We start from the raw sequence: 21,614 nt of genomic DNA, 5'->3' as shown, positions 1-21,614 counted from the left end.
ATTCATAATACACGGGGAGGATAAGCTATGAAGATGGTTGTGGGCCTGGGTAATCCAGGCCCACAGTATGAGACCACCCGCCATAATGCCGGGTTCATGGCTTTGGACCTGCTTGCTGACGAGTTGGGGATAAACCTTACCCGACAAAAGCCGGACGCACTTACAGGTACGGGCGTTGTAGAGGGCCAGCGGGTTCTATTGGTCAAACCTCTTACCTTTATGAACTTGAGCGGCCGGGCAGTATCCAGGCTGGCACGCTGGTACGGCATCGCCCCGGAAGATATTCTGGTAATTTTAGACGATTTGGACCTCGCCCCCGGCCGCCTGCGTATACGGCCCCGGGGCAGCTCGGGCGGCCATAAAGGTTTGGCTTCCGTCCTCGAGGCTTTAGGCACCGAGGGGGTGCCGCGAGCCAGGATAGGTATCGGCCGTCCCCCGGAGGGCAAGGACGTGGTAGAATACGTTCTGGAGCCGTTCACGGATGAGGAGTGGGAGGTTGTCCGGCCCGTCCTCATAAAAGCTGCCCATGCTGCGAGATTTTGGCTTGTTGCGGGAAATATAGAAGAGGTGATGAACCGGTATAATGGCTAGAATCCGGCGACGGAGAGGGTAGGCCGTTGTCAGAGCTTAAGGCCTTGCTGGCTGGAGCTTTAGCCTCTGTTTTAGCCTGGATTATAAATCGGCAGTTTTTGGCCAGGTGGAAGCTTAACATATCCCTCTGGGGCCCGCTCGGAGAAGAGCTCCTTAAGACGGGCCTAGCCTTCCTGCTAGGAGGCTCCTTAGCCCTCACCCATTTTACCTTTGGTCTGGTGGAAGGATGTTGGGAATGGGGGAGGGGAAGAAGGGGTGCGGCCTGGGGCGCCGTAGCCAGCCATACGTTTTTCGGCTTATGCAGTTTCTTTGCCTGGCGGGCCACGAATTCCTTTTTTTGGGCCTGGGGGGCGGCCGCGGCGGTCCACATAGGATGGAACTCATTTTTCTATTTTCTTCACCGCCAGCCGCCCCGTACTTAACTTTGCAAAGGAGAGCCGGGGAGGCGTAGGGTCCCTTTCCCTTGACTTAAAGAGGAAACCCGGTCTATAATGAAAAAAGCAGGGGCCCTGATAAAGGGGCCTTTTAATAATGTAAGGCGATTAATGTAAAAGCGAAAGGTTAGCGAGAGGGTATATGTATAATCACGGACTCTTAAAAATCGTTAGAGATAGCGCACAATTTCACAATCTGGCGGAAGGCTTGAGGCAGGGACTGGCCGAGCAGCAACTGTACGATATCCCGGATGGCTTGAAAAGCCTCTGGGTTACGGCCATGGTGGCCCAGTTCCAGCCTTTATTGGTTATAACGGCTACGGCAGATGACGCCCAGCGCCTGGCCGCGGATGTGGATGCCTTCTGGCCCGGAGAGGGTATAGAGTATCTTCCGGCGGGAGAGCTTTTACCTATAGGTGTGCACGCCTACAGCCCGGACATACCGGCCCAGCGTATACGGGTTTTGAGTAATTTGTTGCAGGGTAAAGCCAGGGTAGTAGTTATGGGCGTGGAGGCTTTGGCGGGTAAGCTTCCGCCGCCGGAACTTTTCCGGGCGAGGATCTTAACTTTGAAGGTAGGCGATAGTGTAGATCGTGAGGCATTGCTTGAGCGGCTTATCTTTCTGGGCTACCGCAGGGAGGAAGTGGTCGAGGCTCCCGGCCACCTCGCCGTAAGGGGCGGGATTATCGACATTTATCCGCTCGGTGCCGAGCAGCCAGTAAGGTTAGAATTTTTTGGGGATGAAATAGATTCCTTACGCTCCTTCGATCCCGCCACCCAGCGCTCGGTGGAAGAGCTAAAAGAGGCGGTCATCACCCCGGCTCGGGAGATGGTTGCTCCGGACGAGAGGGAGCCGGGGCTTAAGCGCCTGGAAGAGGAGTACTTTAAAACACTGGAGCGGTTAAAAAGGGGCCGCTCCCAGGCTGCCCGGGAGCTGGAGGACAGGATGTCGCCGCTTTTGGCCAGCCTTAAAGAGGGTGAATGGCCTGAAGGGGTGGAACAATTAGGCCCCTTTTTTTATCCCCGGTTGGCAAGCATACTGGAGTACTTCCCCCGCCCACCCGTGATCGTCTTAGATGACCCGCAACGCCTTATGGAAGAGGCGAAACGCCGGGAAAAGCACCGGGTAGACATCTTTACCCAGATGCTGGAGGGCGGCCTGGCCCTACCTTCTCAGGGGGAAGCCTACGCTACGGCGGCCGAACTGGAAAATCTATTTACCGGTTACCAGCGCGTGTACTTTACCCTTCTTCCCCGGCGGGCCACCTTAGGAGTACGCCGGATAATAGGTGTCGGTGCCCACTCCATTCCGGCTTTCCAGGGGAAGATAAAGCTCTTGGTCCAAGAGTTATCCCGCTTGCGCCAGGAGCAGTACCGGATCGTCCTTATGGTTGCAGACCCCGGACGCATAGAGGCTCTGCAGCAGAATCTGGGGGCCGAAGGGTTGGAGACGGTGGCCCTTCAAGACGTATCCACTCCCCCCCAGCCCGGCCAGGTGGTAGTTGTCCCCGGGAGGTTGCGCCAGGGCTTTAGCTGGCCTCAGATGCGCTTGGCTATTTTGGGAGATGCCGAGCTTTACGGCCCGGTGCGCAGGCCCCGCAGGCACAAAGTAGTCCGGGAAGGGCTGCGCATAAGCTCCTTTAGCGACCTTAAAGAAGGGGACTACGTGGTTCACGTCCATCACGGTATCGGCAGGTACCTTGGTATCCAGCAACTGGAGGTAGAGGGGGTCAAAAAAGACTACCTCGTTATCCAGTACGCGGGCAACGACCGCTTATACGTACCCATCGACCAGATCTCTTTAGTGCAAAAATATATCGGCTCAGATGGGCACGTCCCCCGGCTGTATCGCCTGGGAGGGAACGAGTGGGCCAAGGTAAAGGGCCGGGTACAGGAAGCGGTACGGGCCATGGCCGAGGAACTCTTAAATCTTTATGCCACCAGGCAGACCATAGAGGGGCACGCCTTTTCTCCGGATACGCCCTGGCAGAGGGAATTTGAAGAAGCCTTCCCTTATACGGAAACACCGGACCAGCTTAAAGCCATAGCCGAAGTCAAGGCCGACATGGAAAAGCCCAAACCCATGGACAGGTTGTTATGCGGGGACGTAGGGTACGGTAAAACGGAAGTGGCTCTGCGGGCGGCCTTCAAAGCTGTTATGGACGGCAAGCAAGTAGCCGTCCTGGTACCCACTACGGTTTTGGCCCAGCAGCACTACAACACCTTCAAGCAGCGTTTCGCGCCTTACCCCATAAAGGTAGCTGTTTTAAGCCGCTTCCTTTCGCCTAAAGAGCAGGCGGAGACCATAGCGGCCCTGGCCCGGGGGGAAATAGATATAATAATAGGCACCCACCGCCTTCTTTCCAGTGATGTTACCTTCAAAGACCTGGGCCTGGTAATAATTGACGAAGAACAACGCTTCGGAGTAGCCCATAAGGAAAAGCTCAAGCAGCTCCGCTATAGCGTAGATGTATTGACCATGACCGCCACGCCCATTCCCCGGACGTTGCACATGGCCCTGGCCGGTGTACGGGACATGAGCCTTATAGAAACCCCACCGGAGGACCGCTTCCCCGTACAGACCTATGTGGTGGAGTATAGCCCGGAGCTGGTGCGGGAGGCCATCAGGAGGGAACTCGAACGTGGAGGCCAGGTGTATTACGTCCACAACCGCGTTTCCGACATCGAACAAGTAGCCTTTACCCTGCAACAGCTGGTTCCCGAAGCCAGGATCGCCATAGCCCACGGCCAGATGTCCGAGGAAGATCTGGAAAGGGTAATGCTGGACTTTATTGAAGGGCATTATGATGTGCTAGTCTGCACCACCATCATCGAAAACGGGCTGGATATCCCCAACGTCAACACCCTCATTGTAGACGAGGCCGATAACTTCGGGCTGGCTCAGCTTTATCAGCTCAGAGGCCGTGTTGGCCGCAGCAACCGCCTGGCCTACGCCTACTTTACCTACCGTCCCGATAAAGTGTTAGGTGAAGCGGCGGAGAAGCGGCTGGCCGCCATCCGGGAGTTTACGGCTTTAGGTTCGGGATATAAGATAGCCCTCCGGGATCTCCAGCTGCGGGGTGCGGGAAACCTTTTGGGTCCCGAACAGCACGGCCACATGCTGGCCGTAGGTTTCGATCTTTATTGCCAATTACTGGAGGAAGCCGTGCGCAAAATTAAAGGCCAGCCCGTGCCGTCCGACACAACGAGGCCGCGCGGTGCTGCTGTAGAGCTCAAAGTGGATACCTTCTTGAGCGATAACTATATTCCCGATGCCAGCCTCAAAATGGAATTCTACCAGCGGCTGCTTGCTGCCAGCAGCGTGGCGGAGGTAGACGAAATAGCCGCGGAAATGATAGACCGGTTCGGCTCGCCGCCCCCGGCAGCAGAAAATTTGATTCTTATGGCCCGCATAAGGCTTTTAGCTGGTGAGCTGGGTATAACCAGTGTCCAACAGCGGAGCGGAGAAGTGGAGCTTAAGTTCAACGAACAGCCCGCCTTAAAGGGGGAAAAGCTGCTTGAGCTTTCCTCTTTCTTCCCCCGCCGCCTCTCCTTTTCTTCCGCCGGTGGTTTGGCCATTAGGGTACGTACCAAGGGCCTGGACAGCCATGGGCTTCTTAAACTCCTGCAGGAGCTACTAACCCGCATGCGGGAGTTGGCTCGCGCTTAAGGCAGCTTAAGGAAAAACATGAATAAACGCCTAAAAGGGGTTATATACTAACAGTGAAAAGCTCGAACCCTTGCCAGCCACCCAGGGAGGAAAAGGGGGGAAGATAGTGAAAGCAACAGGTATAGTCCGGCGTATAGACGATCTAGGCCGCGTAGTTATACCCAAGGAGATCCGCCGTACCTTGCGCATCCGCGAAGGCGATCCCTTAGAGATTTTCGTGGATAGGGACGGGGAAGTGATCTTAAAAAAGTACTCTCCCATCGGTGAACTGGGCGATTTTGCCAAGGAATACGCTGACGCCTTGCATGAAGCTGTAGGGCATATCGCCTGTATTGCCGACCGGGACAACATCATAGCCGTAGCCGGTGCGCCCAAGAAAGAATTCCTGGATAAACCCATCGGCCCGGCCGTGGAGAAGGCTATGGAAGAGCGCAGAGCAGTGATCATCAATAATCCCGGAGAGCACATTTTATGCAAGGACTGCCCGGAAGACACGGAAGGCGAACCTTGCAAGTTCTCGGCAGAGGTCATAGCGCCCATTATCGCGGAGGGGGATCCTATTGGAGCAGTCATCCTTTGTTCCAAGGACCCGAATGTAAAAATGGGGGAGATGGAGTTAAAACTTGCGGAGACGGCGGCAAGTTTCTTGGCCAAACAGATGGAGCAGTAGAAAAGTGCAAGCCCCTTGACAAAAAGGGGCTTGTTTTTTGGGGGTTTTGCCGGGTAAAATAAAGGCGGCACGAAAAAGGTTTGGGAATACTGGACTGAAGAGAACTTGGGGTGGCCATTTTTGTATGCCCGGCAGGTGTTATGTAGCAGGTTTGGGCCCCGGGAATCCCGAAGATATACCTTTGGGCTTATGGAAATTATTAGAGCAGGATTCCCGTCTCCTCTATCTACGCACAGCCCACCATCCGGCCGTAAAAACCCTGGAGGAGCGGGGTATTAAGTTTACCTCCTTTGATCCCCTTTATGAAAAAGCCTCTTCCTTCGAAGAGCTCTACCAGGATATGGTTAGCACTCTCCTAAAGGCTTGCGAAGGCCGGGAAATTGTATACGCCGTGCCGGGCCATCCTCTGGTTGCGGAGACCTCCGTCAGCCTGCTTCTAGAGAGAGCCGGGGCTCAAGGGGTAGAGGTTTCCCTCATCCCTGCCCTAAGCTGCCTTGATGCGGTCTTCGCCGCCTTGAAACTCGACCCTGCCCGGGGGTTAACCATACTGGATGCCCTGGCCTGGCCCGGGCACCCCTGGGACCTGACCCAAGGCGCCCTTATAACCCAAGTGTACAACCGCCGGGTGGCCGGGGAGGTCAAACTTAAGCTGATGGATTTCCTCCCCGATGAGCACCCGGTGGTGGTGGTCAGGGCGGCCGGAGTAGCAGGGGAAGAGAGGATAAAGGAGATACCCTTATACGAGCTGGACAGGTTAACCTGGCTGGATCATCTAACTACCCTTTACGTAACGCCCTATCCGGAAGGCCGCAAATATACTCTGGAAGGGTTGCGGGAAATTATGGCCCGCCTCCGCGGTCCCGAAGGCTGCCCTTGGGACAAGCAGCAAACTCACCAGACCCTCAAACGTTACCTCTTAGAGGAAGCTTACGAGGTTATAGAGGCCATAGAGGAAGACGATATGCATAAATTAAGCGAGGAATTGGGAGACTTACTGCTACAAGTGGTCTTCCATGCCCGGCTGGCCGAAGAAAAGGGTTTCTTCAACTTGCGGGACGTAGTAGCCGGTATTGTTGATAAAATGATCCGCCGACACCCTCACGTTTTCGGGCAGGCTAAACTTAAGACGGCCCAGCAGGTATTAAAGCGCTGGGAGGAAATCAAAGCCTTAGAAAGGAAGGATGGCCAGGCCGCCGTCTTAAAGGCGCCTCGTACCCTCCCGGCCCTGTTACGGGCCTTAAAGGTCCAGGAGCAGGCCGCAAGGAGAGGGTTTGACTGGCCGGAAGTTAAGGGGGTGTGGGCAAAAGTCTTTGAGGAACTGGAAGAACTCGAGGCTTCCTTGAAGGCAGGTGAAGAAAAAGAGATCACTGAGGAGGTGGGGGATGCCCTCTTTGCCCTGGTGAACCTTGCCCGCTGGCTCAAAGTGGACCCGGAAGGTGCCCTCAACCGGACCGTCGACAAATTTTGCCGCCGCTTTGAGTATATAGTACGGGAGGCCCGGAGGCAGGGCCGGGAGCTTCAGAGCATGACCTTGGAAGAGATGGATGCCCTTTGGGAAGAGACAAAAAAATTAAAGATATACTAGCTGGCAATGCAGGAGAATGTTGTATTTTGGCGAATTAAGGTATAGAACTTGATTGCAGGTTAAATAATTTTAGGCCAATAAAAAGCTAAAAAATAAAGGTAAACAAAACTTTAAGAGAGGAGGGTTAATACTTGAATAAAGCGGAGCTTGTAGCCAGCGTGGCGGAGAAGGCTGAAATGACCAAAAAGGATGCCGAAAAGGCCGTGAACGCCATTTTTGCCAGCATTGAGGAGGCCTTGGCCAGGGGCGATAAGGTACAGCTGGTAGGTTTCGGCACCTTTGAGGTGAAGGAGCGCGCTGCCCGAGTGGGCCGCAACCCGCGTACGGGCGAGGAGATCTCCATCGCCGCCACCAAAGTGCCGGTGTTCAAGGCGGGCAAAGCCTTGCGGGATGCAGTTCTTAAATAGGCAGGTTTTACATTAAAGTTGCGGCTGGATAAATTCCTAAAGGTCTCTCGATTAATTAAGAGGCGGACCCTGGCCAAGGAAGTCTGTGAGGCCGGAGCAATAGAGGTTAACCGTCGCCCGGCCAAGCCCAGCACGGAGGTAAAGCCAGGGGATGTTATCACTTTAAACCTGGGCTCGCGCTGGCTTATAGTAGAGGTTCTGGCCACACCCGAACATGTGCCTGCCGACAGGGCCAGGGAACTCTATCGTATCATAGAGGAGGGCAGAACCACCTCTAATTTCCAGGCATAGCCCTGCCCGAGTACGACGATACTAGTTTCAAAAGATTAGGGGTGGGAGGCTATGCCTGAAAGGATTAGAAAGTGGACTGCCCTCGGTTTGCTTGCGGCCCTTGCCTTGGCCGTGGCCGTAGGAGCCTTTATCCGGGGCGGCCGGGCCTTCCGGCGGCCGATGGTAGGTAAGGAACCCACCATCTCTCTATATCTCCACGAGACGGGCGAAACTCAAAGTATCAAAATGGAAGATTACATTAAAGGCGTAGTGGCGGCCGAAATGGACCCCGACTGGCCCGTCAATGCCCTGGCGGCTCAGGCCATCCTGGCCCGCACCTTTACCCTAAAGAAGATTGAAGAAGGCGGGGCCAAGGCAAGGGGAACAGACGCTTCTACCGATGTAAAGGAATTTCAGGCCTATGCCCCGGAAAAGATAAACGATAACGTCCGCCGCGCCGTGGACAGCACCCGGGGTTTAGTCGTTAAATCCAACGGCCGGCTTATCAATGCTTGGTTTCACGCTGCAGGAGGCCCCCAGACGGCTGCTTCGGCCGCGGAAGGTTTGGATTACCACCAGGAAGCGGCGCCTTACGTACACAGTGTAAAAGACCCCGGGCTGGCCATCGCCCCCCAGCAAGATAAGGCCTGGAGCGTTGAGTTCAGCAGGAGCGAGCTGGCAGACGCGGTCCGTAAAATAACGGGTCGTGATCCCGGACCCATCAAAAGCGTGCGGGTGGCCGAAAAGGGACCTTCCGGCCGGGCGACCAAGATCCAGGTAGGGGGGTTAACCGTAAGCGGGCCCGCCCTGCGGCTTGCTCTAGGTAGCGAACGCCTCCGCTCTACCTTTATAACCGGGGTGGAGGTGCGAGGTGAGCGGGTTATTTTTAAGGGTCAGGGTTATGGCCACGGAGTGGGGATGAGCCAGTGGGGTGCCCGGGCGCTGGCCGAGCAGGGTAAGTCACCGGAAGAAATTATAAAGTACTTTTTCAAAGACGTAACCATAGAGAAGGCCTGGTAGGACCAGGCTTTTTTTACTTTCTTTTTTAATAAAGACATCTTTTCTCTTTAACATACATCCCTTCCTTAAGCCATAAGATAAAAGGGGGGGAGCAAAAGTGGGAGAGGGCCAGCACCGGGTGGAAGTAACGGATCGCCAGAATATCTCGGTCAGCGGAGTAGTACAAGTGATGGGATATGATGAAGAAGAGATAATCCTGGAGACGACCCGCGGAATTCTGGTTCTCAAAGGCAAGAATTTCAATATATCCAGCTTGAGCCTTGAAAACGGTACCTTAGAGGCCAGCGGCTTTCTAAATTCCCTAGATTATCGGGAAGAAGGGGCGGCCAAAAAAAGCTTCCTCCGCCGGATTCTTAAATGAGCCCGCATAACGAGCCCTGGCTTACCTTTTCGGCCCTGGCCGGGTGGGGGCTAGTCCTGGCCTTTTTACTGGACTGCTACCGGGTCTGCCGTTATTACTGGCGGCCTTCCCGCCTCATAACCCAAGCCGCTGATTTGATTTTTTGGCTGCTCCTTCTCCTGCTTACCTTTATCGTCCTTTTCCACGTAAATTGGGGGGACCTCCGGGCCTACGTCTTTGTAGCCTGGGCTTTGGGGGCCTTCCTTTACACTCAAGGTAGCTACCGCCTACGGCCCTGGCTCTACCGGTTCTTTCGCCTTCTGTCCTTCCTTCGCCTTCCCCGCCGCAAAAACAGCTAGCGAAACGACTGGCGCAGGGCTTAAGAGGGTCAAAGCTTCCGGGTCCTAAAAAAATTAGGACGGTCCTAAAGCAGGAAATTTCCAGCTCCAGTCGAATAATAAAAGTACCAAATTTGTCCATAGATTGTACATAACCTGTAGATAAACTGTAGATAAACTTGGAGAAGGTCTTTCCTCAGTGCATATAGAAATTCGTGGCGCCGAAAAACTAAGCTTCCGGGAAAGGCAGGTAGTAGCCCTGAAAGAATCGGGCCTCAGCAATGAGGAGGTGGCCCGCCGGCTAAATTTAAGCCCCAGCAGCGTGGCCACCCTTTACCACCGGGCCCGGGCCAAGGGTTATCAGGTCGTAATCGTCCTTCCGGGCGAAATACTGGGCCTTCCGGTAGAAGAAGGAGAGGATTAAGCTGCGTCCCTCCCTCAAAGAGTCCTATCCGCATTTTAGCCCCGTTTTTCACAATCCCTACTCTCTTGCCGGGTGTTATTCTCCCGTGGAGCAACCTTCTTCAGCCCTTTCCGCTAAGCCGAGGGCAAGAAGGAAGCGCTCCCGTCGCCAGCCCTTACGGGTAGGCCGGGTACTTTTGCTCTTTATTGTACTTTACCTTTTTTATTCCTTTTTACATTTGGGTATAAGCCTCTACAAGGTAGAAAAGGAATTGGAGTTCTACAGGCAGCAGAAGGCCGCCCTTCTGGAAGAGCAGGCGCGGCTTAAAGAGGAAATACAGAAGCTAAACAGCGATACCTACATCGAGCGGATGGCCCGGGAAGAGCTGGGCCTTATAAGACCAGGGGAAAAAATAATTTTGCCCGCCAAACCCGCCACCGATATCCCTCCTTACGTCCCGCCGCCCCCGGGACATGAATTCCGCGATTAGAGTTCTTTTCCGGCCTGGGCTGGCGTATATATAAGGGTAGGACAAACCCTAGGGCGCTCAAATAGTCCCTAGCAGCAGGGGGCGTTGGTCTTGCGCAAATTTCTAGGGGTTGCCTTGATTCTCCTTTTTGCCCTGGTGATTATCCTGCCCTCCCTCATCATCCAAGGGCTGGGGAGGCTGCGAAGCCCCGTGGAGGTAGAAACCCAAGAAAGAGTAGTAAGGCTTTTGGATCACACCCGGGGCGAAGTCATTGCCCTCCCCCTGGAGACCTATGTGGCTGGAGTGGTGGCAGGGGAGATGCCTGCCGAATTCGAGATGGAAGCCCTTAAAGCGCAGGCCGTGGCGGCCAGAACCTATACCCTCAAAAAAATTGAGGAAGCCCGCGCCAAACCCGATCCCAAGCACCCCCAGGCGGATCTCTGTACAGACCCCACCCACTGTCAGGCTTGGGTGCCGCAGGGGGCCTTAAGGCAGAGATATGGATTTTGGCAGGGGTTGCGTTACGAGCGGAAAATCCTCCAGGCCGTAGATGCTACCCAGGGTTTGGTGCTCACCTACCAGGGGGAACTCATAATACCGGTGTACCACTCCAACAGCGGGGGAAGGACGGAGAGCGCGGAAGCCGTATGGGGTTATGATATACCCTATCTCCGGAGCGTCCTTTCGCCCTGGGACCGGGAATCCCCGCGCTTCCGCAATACGGTAACCTTTACCCTGGCCGAGCTGGACCAGAAGCTAGGGGTAAACCTTTCGGCGGTTCCCGCTGCCGCTCTGACCCCGCCCCGGGGGCAAGCCATCAAGGTGGAGGAGTATACCCCTACGGGTAGGGTTAAAACCATACGCATCGGAGACAAAACCTTTAAAGGGACGGAGCTTAGGCAACTTTTAGGCTTGAGTTCTACCGATTTTACCTGGCAGGTGGAGGGGGACCGTATCACCTTCATAAGCGTGGGCAACGGGCACGGGGTGGGCTTAAGCCAGTACGGTGCCAACGGGATGGCCAAGGAAGGGAAAAATTTCCTGGACATTTTATACCATTACTACCGGGGCGTGAAGGTAGAAAAAAGGTAGCTTAATAAAGGACAAAGGATTAAATACGTATAAAAAGGTAAAAAATGGGGTAGAATCTGGCCGAGGTGAGGCTCATGGAGAATTTCCTTAAACTTTTAAAGGAAAGGGTTGCCCACCTGGGCCAGATAGGGCGGATCTTACGGGGAAGAGCGCTTTACCTAGTTGTGCTGGCCTTCCTGCTGGCGGGAACTTATTATCTGATAACCAATAGATCCGTATTCCAAGGGAAGGTCAAGGTAGAGCCGCTACCCATAGAAAGTTCCGAAAAAGCCCCCGTACAGCCCCAGCCCCGGGAGAGCTTAAGCGGGTCGGAAACCGTACCGCCGGAGTTAAAAGATACAACGGGGGCTTACCCGGCTCAAGCCACACCCGGGGATGCTTCCGGAGAAGAAACGGCGGCCAAAGGAGAAGGGTTAACCTTAAGCCGGCCCTTACCGGGCAAAACGGTGGTTTCTTTCGGCTTTGCATGGTCCCCGACCTTCGGTGATTTCCGCTTTCACCCCGGTATAGATTTGGAAGGGCGGCCGGGTGAAGAGGTCCGGGCGGCCACCCCGGGGACGGTCTCGTTGGTCGAGTACAGTGATGACTGGCGCTACCGGCTGGTGGTGGATGCGGGCAACGGTTATCAAGTTGTCTACGCCCATTTAGACTCTGTTAAAGTTACCAAGGGTAGCAAGGTCAAAGCAGGGGATGTGCTGGGGACTTTAGGCCAGCCCGGCCGTGCCGAGGCTTCCGGCTCCGTTCACCTTCATTTTGAAGTGAAGAAGAACGGGCAAGCCCTCGACCCCGCACCTTACCTGCAATAACCTGGTCTTTTTTGGGCAGCCTCCCAATAAAATTTATAGGGGATTTGGAATAGGGGAGGCTGCTCCATGCAGGACCATATCCGCGAGCGGGTGCTGAAAATAGCCGCCTACCTCGTGCAGTATAACTGTACTGTACGGCAGGCGGCTTCTGTTTTTAAGGTTAGTAAAAGTACGGTACACAAGGATATGACCGAGCGCCTGCCGCGGCTTGATGAGGAACTGGCCACCAAGGTACGCCAGGTTCTGGACCAAAACAAGGCGGAGCGGCATTTAAGGGGCGGGGAGGCTACCCGTAGAAAATATCAGGAAAGGCGACAAAGAAGGATTTCTCCTCCGGTTGCAGAATAATACCAACTAGGCCAGCCTTATCCATCAGGCCGGGGGAGAGGAGGACAACCGGGATAGACATGCTGGGATTAAACCATGATTTAGGTATAGATCTGGGGACGGCTACGGTACAGGTCTACGTTCCCGGGCGGGGTATCGTACTTGATGAACCTTCGGTGGTAGCCATAGACCGGGACAGCGGCCGCCTCATTGCTGTGGGGGAAGAAGCCAGGAAGATGCTCGGGCGCACGCCGGGTAATATCATCGCCTTGCGTCCCTTGAAGGAAGGGGTTATCGCCGATTATGACAGTACGGAGCGTATGCTCCGCTATTTTATTACCAAAGCTTGCGGGGGCCGCCAGGGTTGGATCAAGCCCCGGGTCATGATATGTATACCTGCCCAGGTTACCGACGTGGAGGAGCGGGCCGTACGCCAGGCCGCCCTTCAGGCAGGGGCCAAAGAAGCCTATCTTATAGAGGAACCCCTGGCAGCAGCCCTGGGCGCAGGGCTGGAGATCTCCGAGCCGAGCGGCTCCATGGTGGTGGATATAGGGGGAGGTACCACCGACATAGCGGTGTTATCCCTGGGAGGTATAGTTTGCAGCAACTCCCTTAAAGTGGCGGGGGACAAATTCGACGAGGCCATAATTCGCTACTTGCGGCGGGAAAAAAATCTCATGATAGGGGAGCGGACGGCGGAAGAACTCAAGATACATATAGGCACGGCCCATTTAAGCTCTAAGACTGAACCCCGCCAAATGAACGTGCGGGGCCGGGACCTGGTAACCGGTCTTCCCCGGACCGTGACGGTCACTTCAGAGGAGGTTTACGAGGCCATCCAGGATCCCCTCTGGCGGGTAGTGGGAGCGGTCAAGGAAGTCTTAGAGCGGACTCCCCCGGAGCTGGCCGCAGACCTCTTGGACAAGGGCATTGTTATGACCGGCGGGGGAAGCCTTCTTCACGGTTTGGACAGGCTCTTAAGCGAAGAGACGGGGCTGCCCGTATACATAGCCGAAGAACCCATACTTTGCGTAGCTAAGGGTACGGGGAAGGCCTTGTCTATGCTTGACACTTTAGGACGCCTGACCCGCAAAAAGCAGCCTTGAAGAAGCCCCCAAAAAACCTTTAGGCAGCAACCGGACCGTATCCGGTGCTGCCTAAAGGTTTAGTTTGGTACTCTTTAGACCACCTTCTTCTTGGGTAGGCGGGGCTGCTTGCTTTTGGCGGCCTCGATCTGCTCGTCAATATCCATTATACGGACCAGGATTTCCGCCCGGTCCTTCTGAGGAGCATGTACCCACTGCTCGAGGAGGGCTCTTCTTTCGCGGAGGAGGCTGCGCTGGATGTCCTTCACCCGAGGTTACCCCCTTTCCCTGAATTTAATTAGTACGCAGCTAAATTAAGTATGTGTTTTTTCTTTCCACTCTATTATAACATAAAGCCACCGACTTTGTGAATTATTTCTTGATAAAAAAGTATGAATTCTTTGCTTTACCTAGCTATTTTTATCTCCTGGGGGAAAGAGGAAAAGCGTTATTTATGTCGAAACTGAAAGTGTAATTTAATCTTAAGGAGGGAGGCGCTCTGAAACTAAAGGATATAATTCTAAGGTCGATGCCTGATGCCCCCGGCCGGCGGGGGAGGAGAGGTCCGGTTTCCGTTTTGCTTCCTCTGATTTCTATATTGCTTTTTTCCGCAGTGGTCGTATACATTATTTTTGTCGGGGGCGGCCGGGAAGTCGAGGCCAGCGGTCCTTTGCCGGGTAGCAGCGAAGATCCCCTGGTAACGAAATCTTATGTAGAAAGCTACGTAAACGCGCGCATCCAGGAGGTACAAAAGAAATTTGAGGAGGAGCTGGCGGAGCTCAAGAAAAAGATTTCGGAGCTTCCCGCTGCCCAGGCCAAACAGGTCATATTAGCCATAGGGAGCACTACAGCTTACGTCAATGGTGTACCGCATGTTTTACCCGTGGCCCCTTACCAGGAACCCAACGGCACCTCTATGGTACCCTTTCGCTTTGTCGGGGAAGCTTTGGGTGCGAAGGTAGACTACAAGGGCGAGACCAGCACGGTTAGCTATACCTTGGGTTCTTCGTCAGTGATATTAAAGATAGGCTCCCGCAAGGCCGTTATCAACGGCACGGAGAGGGATCTGCCGGCGGCGCCCAGGCTTGTGGGTGGCACGACCATGGTACCTTTACGTGTGGTGAGTGAAGGCCTGGGTGCCCAGGTGCGCTGGTACGAAGCTACAAGGAGCATCACCATTACCCTGGCCACCTTGTAGTTTTACCGGCCTCCTTGATGCTTTAAGGAGATTCAGTGCCCCGAGGGCATAAGAGGGAAGAAAGAGTAAGAGAGAAGAAAGAGGAAATAAATAAGTTAGCTTTTAGGGAAAGGAGCCAGCTTTAACTTTGGAAGAAGAATTCTGGGGAGAAGCCCGGGCTAAGGCTAAGCCCGCCCGCAAGAAGAGCTTCTTTATGCAGGCCCTGACTTTTATTTTGCTGGGGCTCCTTCTTTTTGCGGGTTTCGGCCTAGCAGGTTACCACCTGGCCGCCTACTTACTGGGACAACCCGTAGCCATGGGCGACACCGTCAAGGAAGGAGAGGTAGGGATATCCAAACCGCCCAGTGCCGTCCTCCTTATCGGGGTGGACGCGCGGAAGGCGAATGAGCCGTCCCGGTCGGACACCATAATCCTCGCCTTTTTCGATGCGGCCGGGAAGCGGGTGGACCTACTCTCCATCCCACGGGACACCTATGTGCGTATTCCCGGATACGGCCCGGACAAGATAAACGCGGCTCATGCTTTAGGTGGACCCCAGCTCCTTATGGACGCCGTAAACAGTTTCTTGGGAACACAGGTGACGAAATACGTAGAAGTGGATTTTGAGGGCTTTGAGAGGCTGGTGGATCTCTTAGGCGGCGTAGACATAGAGGTAGAAAAACGGATGTACTACCCTGAAGAGGGCATAAACCTAAAACCGGGCTTCCAGCATTTAAACGGTCGTGACGCCCTGGCTTACGTGCGTTTCCGCAACGACCCGGAAGGAGATATTGCCCGTATAGGCCGCCAGCAGAAGTTCCTTAAGGCCATGCTGGACCAGGCCCTCCGCCTGGGCACTCTGCCCAAGATACCGAAGCTCGTGAGCGAGGCAAGTAAATACGTCCGCACGAATTTAAGTACCATGGACATGCTGGGTCTGGCCCTCTTTTTAAAGGATATGGACAGCAGCACCGTAATGAGCCATATGGTACCCGGAGAAGGAAAATACATTAAGGGAATAAGCTACTGGGTGGCGGATCAAGAAAAACTTAAGAATGTACTGGCCGAGATCCCCTACTGGCGGAACAGGTACCCTTAAAAATACCGGCTAGAACGGTTTAAAACGGCTACCTATCGGCCGGGCTATCGCCTTGAACACCGGGCTAGGGTGAAGTTACTTCCGGTCAAGCGGGCCATCCTCGACCTTTCATCAAACTGTCCCTGATGACTTGTGTTCTAGTGATCCTTGGTACAGAAACTGGGGAGAAGTCGGGTTTAGAGGGGGTCGGCGCTAGATAAATAAGGTGAAGAGCTGCTGGGTGCTGGGCTGCCGGGTAGATGCCCTAACTTTAAACGAAGCGCTGGAAGTTTTAGGCCGCTTCATAGCCTCGGGCAAACCCCACTATGTAGTGACCCTCAACGCGGAAATGGCCTACCGGGCCATGCACGACCCGAGATTTAGGGATATTGTAAACCGGGCCGGGCTCGTTACCCCTGACGGTGCGGGTATTGTTTGGGCCGCGCGCGTATTGGGGAATCCTGTGCCGGAGAGGGTAGCGGGCATAGACCTGGTGCAGGCTTTAGCTGTACGTGCGGCGGAAGAGGGCTGGCGCCTCTTTTTGTACGGCGGTGCGCCGGGTGTGGCCGAAGAAGCAGGACGGAGATTAAAGGAGCGCCACCCCGGCCTTAACATCTTGGGGACCTCCCACGGGTACTTGAGCCCGGGAAAAGAAGAGGAACTTTTAAAAAACCTTAAGAAGACTTCCCCCGATGTTCTTCTCGTAGCTTTGGGATCGCCCAAGCAGGAATACTGGATGGCCAGACATCTTGCCGGTCTTGGGATCCCCGTGGCCATAGGTGTGGGGGGGAGCCTGGATGTGCTGGCGGGCCGAGCCAAGCGGGCACCCCGTTTTATGCAGGAGTTGGGCCTGGAATGGCTTTACCGGGTAGTGCGGGAGCCGAAGAGGGTCAAAAGGGCCCTCGCCCTGCCGAAATTTATGATAGCGGTGCTGGCGGAAGCCAGAAGAACGCGCGGCAGGAGGAAGTAGCCGGCGCAAGGTTCAACAAAGAAGGTTTAAAAAGTAGAAGGGCTCACGGAGGGAGGGGGAAGACCATTTTTAGGGGAGTGAGAGAGGGTAGCGCGTGCAGATCCACGGGGTTCACCGCTCTTTTGGTACTTCTTTTTATTTTTACCCCCATTATTTCGTGGGCGAAATTTTATGTAAACTACTTTTCCCCTTCTTTCCTCAGCGACCGCGCGGCCAGCATCATAGGGGCCCAAGTTTTAAGCGCGCCGGGCCTTATCACTCCGGAGGGTATAAAGGGGCAAGGTGAAATCATAGGGCTTGCCGACAGCGGCCTAGACACCGGGAAATTAAGCGATCTTCACCCGGATTTTCAGAGCCAGCCCGGTCGCCTGCCCAAAGTTCTTATGCTAAAAAGCTGGGCGGGCCGGAATATTCCTGATGATCCCTTGGGCCACGGCACCCACCTGGCAGGAATAATAGCCGGCACGGGCCTTGCTTCAGAAGGGAAATACGCAGGCATAGCTCCGGAGGCCAGCCTTTACTTCCAGGCACTCTTAAACCCGGAAGGACAGATCTCCCTTCCCTCTAATTTGGAAGAGCTTTTCCGCCCGGCTTACGCAGCCGGCGTGCGGGTGCATGTGGACGGTTGGGGAGGCGGGCCTAACAAGTACGGCAGCACCTCCCGGCAGGTGGACTCCTTTGTCCGCGGGCACCCCGACTTCCTCGTTGTCTTCGGTGCGGGAAACAGCGGCCCGGTGCAGGGGAGCCTTACCTCGGAGGCCAACAGCAAAAACGCCCTGGTGGTAGGGGCGAGCCAGTCGGCGAGGCCCGCCTTAAGCCCCGACGCCCAGGACACTTCCAAACAAGCCCCCTTTTCCAGCCGGGGGCCCACAGGTGACGGGCGCCTAAAACCGGACCTTCTGGCTCCCGGGACGGGGATCGTCGCCCCACGCTCGCGTATGGCTCCTTCAAACTTTCCGGCGAATCCCAACTACAACCTCGAAAGCGGGACAAGTCAGGCCGCAGCTATTGCCGGAGGGGCGGCTGCCCTTTTGCGCCAATACCTTAGGACAGAATATGGTCTCAAAGACCCTTCGGCTGCGCTCCTTAAGGCTACCCTCATTAACGGCGCCCGGGAGATACCCTCTTCCGCGGAAGGAGGCCTTTCCTTTGGCATCCTGGACCTGGCCGGCACAGTGCTGTCCCTGGAAGAAAAGCTTATGACCCTGGTCGATGAAGCCCGGGGGCTGGCAGCCGGTGAGGTGGCAAGCTACGAATGGACAGTTAATGATGCGCGCTTTCCCCTTAAGGTTACCCTGGCCTGGACGGACCCCCCGGCTCCTACAGGTGCTAGCCCCACCCTGGTAAACGATCTAGACTTGATAGTTGTAGGGCCTGATGGGAAGGAATACCGGGGCAACGACTTTACCGGAAAAGGGGGAAAAGATAGCCTCAACAACGTAGAGCAAGTTTACATAAAAAATCCCCAGCCCGGGCGCTACCTTATCCAGGTTAAAGCTTCCCGGGTCAAGGAGCCGGCCGTAACCGGGAGCTCCTCCCCCCGTCAGGACTTCGCCTTAAGCTACGGCCAAGTAGTTTTTCGCAGCATAGTTACTTCCGTTGAAGACGGTGGTCGGGTGAAGACGGCCGGCGGAGAGGTTATATCCCTTCCTCCTGGTGGGGTAAAAAATATGGTGAACGGGCGACTTCGTTCGGCTTCTGCGGAAAATATCCTCCCGGGTTCCGACATCTACCTGGGACCCAACATTGCCTATATTGTAGGAGCTACCTGGGAGGCCCGGGGCGTGCAGGTTCTCACCACTTCTTTAGGCCGGATGGTGGTAGAGATAAGCCGGGAAGCAAGGGAAGGGGGGTTTTACTTAAACCCCTCGTTTAAAGTACCCGTATTCTTAAACGGCCGGGAAGCCCGGCCGGAGGATGTGCCGCCGGGTGCCGAGGTCGTAGCCAGCCTCAACCCTTCCACCCTCACTTTGTGGCAGGTCTCGGCGGGGATCGTAGAACGGGAGGGGAGTGTAGACAAGGTAGATAAAGGGGAAAGGAAAATCTGGCTTTTTGGCGAGGATAAACCTTATACAATTGATCCCCGTGCAGGCGTTTCCTTTGGCGACCGGCTGGTGGCCGTAAGCAGGGCCGATCTCCCTTGGGGGGCACCGGACAAAGGAGAACTGGAAGGCATTCTTCCCGGTATGGCCGTGCGGCTGAGCATTTCCCCCAGCACGGGCGAAGTCTTGTACCTGGAGGTGAAAAGGGAGGTGGCCCTGGGAAGGCTAGCCGGTATAGATACGGTTTCCGGGCGGCTGACATTGGACACGGGAACTGCTTTGGAACTCTTTCCCGTAGCCCCGGTCTTCCGCGATGGCCGGCAAGTAGGCCTTGAGAGCCTAAAAATTGGGGATTGGGTGCAAGCTCTGGTCTTGCCGGGGGAATATAAAGTCATTTCCCTTAAGGCCTACAGCCGGGTGCTCTACGGCCGCCTTGTTTACATAAACAAGGAAAAGAGCCTTTTGTACCTGGTGGACAACTCCAACCGCTTCCACGTTCTAAACTTAAATCCCGAAGCAGAGGTTTACCGCTGGGGCCTTACGGCAAGCCGGGAGGCCCTCGCCGCCGGCGATTGGGTCCGGGTAATTTTGGCCCCTGGAAGGGAAGAAATTTTGCGCGTGGACATAGCCCTGCCGGGGGAAGAAAAGGAGGCGGTACTTGCGGGCTTTGATGAAAGCCGGGAATATCTTAAACTTGCTGAGGGTACTTCTTACCCTGTGTCCCCGGTCACCCTCGTTACTTTAGGAGGATACCGAGTTCCCGCCCGTGATCTCCCGCCAGGGCTTAAAGCGCGGATAGTATACATTCCTACCTCGCAGGGCCCCCTGCTTGCCCAGGTGGCAGCCGAAGAGCCTCCGGGCCGGACGGACCCTGAGCTGAAGGTTTCTGCCTTCCCCAGGGGAGATAAATACTTGATCACCGGCTGGACCAGCGCTGACCGGCTGTACGTTTACCGTGAAGACGGGAGCTACCAAGCGGTGAATCTCCTGCCGGGCGGAAACTTTTACCTGGAAGGAGAATCCGGCAACGACTTGCTTTTAGTAGCCTTAGATCGGCGGGCGGGAACCGTAACGGGCCAAAGGTTGGAATTAGGAGGGGAAGGTAGCCTTCCCTTCTGGGATATTTACGGCCACTGGGCCGCCCAGGACATAAAGGCCCTTTCCCGGCAAGGGCTTATAGCCGGCTATGAAGACGGCTCTTTCCGGCCGGATAACCCCATAAGCAGGCTTGAATTCATAGTGTTCCTCGACCGCCTGGCGGAGGTGATCCTGCCTTCGGCCCTGCCTTTTGTGGATGCAGGGGAAATACCCTCCTGGGCCAGGGATGCAGTAGGCAGGGCCTATGCCCGGGGATGGCTTAAAGGCTTTGAAGACGGTACTATCCGCCCCTTCGCCACACTTACCCGGGTAGAAGCTGCTGCCTTCCTCGTGCGGTTTATGGGAGAAAGCGCTCACGCGCCCGCCTCTTCCCTGCCCTTCCGTGATCTCGGTGAAGTGCCTTCGTGGGCTAAGGACGCGGTAGCCCGGACCTATGCGGCAGGGCTTTTGCGGGGATTAACCCCCGATACCTTAGGTCCTTGTTCTCCGTTAACCCGTGCCCAGGCCGCCGCTGTCCTAAAGCGGCTTTTGGATATAGTTCCTTAAAGGAGCTTGCCATCCTTGTTTTGGCTAAATCTTGTACCGTATAATTAAGAAAAGATATTGAGGTGGCGCCTCGAAAACCCTATTTGAGGTGCGTAAGGCAGGTGAGGAAGGGTGGCAATAACAAAGAGGTACACCTACCGTGACTATCTTGAGCTAGGGGATGAGAACCGCTATGAAGTAATCGAGGGGGAACTACACTTGATACCGTCACCCAGTTTCAAACATCAGAGTGTCGTACGGAAGCTGGCCGGATTATTAGCCGAGTGGGTGGAAAAGCGGAACCTGGGTGTAGTTATAACCGCTCCAGAAGGCTGGCGCCTCGCAGGGGCTTATGGGAAAGAAGATGTGGCACTTTCCCCCCTCCTGCCTGGTTTAGAAATAGATTTAAATACCATTTTTGCCTATCCTCCAGGGCTTGAAATATAATTGCTTGAGATTTCATCGATACGCAACCTTTAAATGAGGGGATAACAAAATGCAAGACATTTTAGAAATTATCCTAGAGAGGATCCGTGAGGCAGCCGATCCCGACAAAATCATTCTCTTCGGCTCCCGCAGCCGGGGTGACCGAAAAATGGCCGCCGCAGGCCCCGCCCTTTAGGGCTGGGGATAAGGCGGCCAGATTTTTTTGTGGGCTACAATTATATTGCCGCTTGTAGTATAATCATCTCATGAGGCGCCAATTTAAGTCCAACAACAATATCGTGTATTCTTGCAAATACCATGTAGTCTGGTGCCCGAAATACCGGCGTCCCGTCCTGAAAGATGGGGTGGACGTGCGGCTCAAAGAGATCCTCTTTGAAGTGGCACGGGAGAGAAGGGCCGAAATTATTGAATTGGAGGTAATGCCAGACCACGTCCACCTGCTGGTGGAAGTGGATCCCCAGTTCGGTATCCACCGGCTGGTGAAGCTTATGAAAGGCCGCTCCTCCCGTATCCTCCGGCAGGAGTTCCCGTGGCTCAGATTGAGGCTACCGACCCTCTGGACCAATAGCTACTTCGTAGCAACGGTTGGGGGTGCTCCCCTTGCAACTCTGCGCGAATACATCGAGCAACAGAAATACGTCTGAGACGCCCAGCTTCGTGTGCGAGGTCCCCCTCCGAGTCTCGCCCCCTCAGGAGAAGACTTTGCTGGTCCGGTTGGAGGCGGCCCGCCAGCTCTACAACGCCTGCTTGGGGGAAGCCGTGAAGCGGGT

General features: G+C 55.1%; 24 protein-coding genes. 23 read left to right on the top strand and 1 reads right to left on the bottom strand.

Annotated elements, in window-relative coordinates; genetic code table 11:
* Positions 1–27 precede the first annotated feature (27 nt).
* From pth to L5656_RS04980, 16 genes are all read left to right on the top strand, one after another.
* A complete protein-coding gene (gene pth / locus L5656_RS05055) occupies positions 28–591 on the top strand; it encodes an aminoacyl-tRNA hydrolase (RefSeq protein ID WP_297199955.1) in 564 nt (187 codons plus the stop codon).
* Between the two features lie 26 nt (positions 592–617).
* Entirely contained in the window at positions 618–1,013 is a 396-nt protein-coding gene (locus tag L5656_RS05050) for a hypothetical protein (protein WP_297199952.1), read from the top strand.
* A gap of 154 nt (positions 1,014–1,167) precedes the next feature.
* Entirely contained in the window at positions 1,168–4,695 is a 3,528-nt protein-coding gene (gene mfd / locus L5656_RS05045) for a transcription-repair coupling factor (protein ID WP_297199950.1), read from the top strand.
* 106 nt (positions 4,696–4,801) lie between these two features.
* Entirely contained in the window at positions 4,802–5,365 is a 564-nt protein-coding gene (gene spoVT, locus L5656_RS05040) for a stage V sporulation protein T (RefSeq protein ID WP_297199948.1), read from the top strand.
* Positions 5,366–5,489: 124 nt separating this feature from the next.
* Positions 5,490–6,950: a nucleoside triphosphate pyrophosphohydrolase gene (gene mazG, locus L5656_RS05035; protein ID WP_297199946.1), complete on the top strand. Its 1,461-nt coding sequence runs from the start codon at positions 5,490–5,492 to the stop codon at positions 6,948–6,950.
* Positions 6,951–7,081: 131 nt separating this feature from the next.
* Positions 7,082–7,357, top strand: coding sequence for an HU family DNA-binding protein (locus L5656_RS05030; protein WP_297199944.1), 276 nt, complete (start codon positions 7,082–7,084; stop codon positions 7,355–7,357).
* An 18-nt stretch (positions 7,358–7,375) separates the two neighbouring features.
* Positions 7,376–7,648 (top strand): RNA-binding S4 domain-containing protein, encoded by a 273-nt coding sequence (locus L5656_RS05025; protein WP_297199942.1) that lies wholly within the window; start codon positions 7,376–7,378, stop codon positions 7,646–7,648.
* A 51-nt stretch (positions 7,649–7,699) separates the two neighbouring features.
* A complete protein-coding gene (locus L5656_RS05020; RefSeq protein ID WP_297199939.1) occupies positions 7,700–8,647 on the top strand; it encodes a SpoIID/LytB domain-containing protein in 948 nt (315 codons plus the stop codon).
* A gap of 97 nt (positions 8,648–8,744) precedes the next feature.
* Positions 8,745–9,008 carry a sporulation protein YabP gene (yabP, locus tag L5656_RS05015; protein WP_297199936.1) on the top strand — a complete coding sequence of 88 codons (264 nt, stop codon included), beginning with the start codon at positions 8,745–8,747 and terminating at the stop codon, positions 9,006–9,008.
* Complete coding sequence (gene yabQ / locus L5656_RS05010) at positions 9,005–9,346, top strand: spore cortex biosynthesis protein YabQ (protein ID WP_297199933.1); 342 nt, start codon at positions 9,005–9,007, stop codon at positions 9,344–9,346. The genes yabP and yabQ overlap by 4 nt, the downstream gene beginning before the upstream one ends.
* Positions 9,347–9,524: 178 nt before the next feature.
* The gene (locus L5656_RS05005; RefSeq protein ID WP_297199930.1) at positions 9,525–9,749 is read left to right on the top strand and encodes a sigma-70 region 4 domain-containing protein; all 225 of its coding nucleotides are present in this window, start codon (positions 9,525–9,527) and stop codon (positions 9,747–9,749) included.
* An 85-nt stretch (positions 9,750–9,834) separates the two neighbouring features.
* Positions 9,835–10,218: an FtsB family cell division protein gene (locus tag L5656_RS05000; protein ID WP_297199928.1), complete on the top strand. Its 384-nt coding sequence runs from the start codon at positions 9,835–9,837 to the stop codon at positions 10,216–10,218.
* Between the two features lie 90 nt (positions 10,219–10,308).
* Positions 10,309–11,289, top strand: a complete 981-nt coding sequence (gene spoIID / locus L5656_RS04995; protein WP_297199925.1) for a stage II sporulation protein D — start codon at positions 10,309–10,311, stop codon at positions 11,287–11,289.
* A 74-nt stretch (positions 11,290–11,363) separates the two neighbouring features.
* On the top strand, positions 11,364–12,095 hold the full coding sequence (locus L5656_RS04990; protein ID WP_297199922.1) for a M23 family metallopeptidase: 732 nt from the start codon (positions 11,364–11,366) through the stop codon (positions 12,093–12,095).
* A gap of 66 nt (positions 12,096–12,161) precedes the next feature.
* Positions 12,162–12,443, top strand: a complete 282-nt coding sequence (gene spoIIID / locus L5656_RS04985; protein WP_297199920.1) for a sporulation transcriptional regulator SpoIIID — start codon at positions 12,162–12,164, stop codon at positions 12,441–12,443.
* 59 nt (positions 12,444–12,502) lie between these two features.
* A complete protein-coding gene (locus L5656_RS04980; protein WP_297199917.1) occupies positions 12,503–13,528 on the top strand; it encodes a rod shape-determining protein in 1,026 nt (341 codons plus the stop codon).
* A gap of 74 nt (positions 13,529–13,602) precedes the next feature.
* Here L5656_RS04980 and L5656_RS04975 read toward each other — a convergent pair whose 3' ends face one another.
* A complete protein-coding gene (locus tag L5656_RS04975) occupies positions 13,603–13,776 on the bottom strand; it encodes a hypothetical protein (RefSeq protein ID WP_297199914.1) in 174 nt (57 codons plus the stop codon).
* A gap of 308 nt (positions 13,777–14,084) precedes the next feature.
* Here L5656_RS04975 and L5656_RS04970 point away from each other — a divergent pair, with 308 nt between their 5' ends.
* From L5656_RS04970 to tnpA, 7 genes are all read left to right on the top strand, one after another.
* Positions 14,085–14,705: a copper amine oxidase N-terminal domain-containing protein gene (locus tag L5656_RS04970; protein WP_297199911.1), complete on the top strand. Its 621-nt coding sequence runs from the start codon at positions 14,085–14,087 to the stop codon at positions 14,703–14,705.
* Between the two features lie 127 nt (positions 14,706–14,832).
* Positions 14,833–15,783 carry an LCP family protein gene (locus tag L5656_RS04965; protein WP_297199908.1) on the top strand — a complete coding sequence of 317 codons (951 nt, stop codon included), beginning with the start codon at positions 14,833–14,835 and terminating at the stop codon, positions 15,781–15,783.
* Positions 15,784–16,003: 220 nt separating this feature from the next.
* Positions 16,004–16,732, top strand: coding sequence for a WecB/TagA/CpsF family glycosyltransferase (locus tag L5656_RS04960; RefSeq protein WP_297199905.1), 729 nt, complete (start codon positions 16,004–16,006; stop codon positions 16,730–16,732).
* Complete coding sequence (locus L5656_RS04955; protein WP_297199902.1) at positions 16,618–20,418, top strand: S8 family serine peptidase; 3,801 nt, start codon at positions 16,618–16,620, stop codon at positions 20,416–20,418. Before L5656_RS04960 ends, L5656_RS04955 begins: the two co-directional genes overlap by 115 nt.
* A gap of 111 nt (positions 20,419–20,529) precedes the next feature.
* Positions 20,530–20,844, top strand: coding sequence for a Uma2 family endonuclease (locus L5656_RS04950; protein WP_297199899.1), 315 nt, complete (start codon positions 20,530–20,532; stop codon positions 20,842–20,844).
* 49 nt (positions 20,845–20,893) lie between these two features.
* Positions 20,894–21,019: a hypothetical protein gene (locus L5656_RS04945; protein ID WP_297199896.1), complete on the top strand. Its 126-nt coding sequence runs from the start codon at positions 20,894–20,896 to the stop codon at positions 21,017–21,019.
* Between the two features lie 70 nt (positions 21,020–21,089).
* On the top strand, positions 21,090–21,488 hold the full coding sequence (gene tnpA / locus L5656_RS04940; RefSeq protein WP_297199893.1) for an IS200/IS605 family transposase: 399 nt from the start codon (positions 21,090–21,092) through the stop codon (positions 21,486–21,488).
* Positions 21,489–21,614: the final 126 nt, after the last annotated feature.

It is taken from the genome of Thermanaeromonas sp. (genome assembly GCF_021890735.1).
Taxonomy (GTDB): domain Bacteria; phylum Bacillota; class DSM-521; order Neomoorellales; family Neomoorellaceae; genus Thermanaeromonas.
This window is presented reverse-complemented; position numbering and strand designations above follow the sequence as displayed.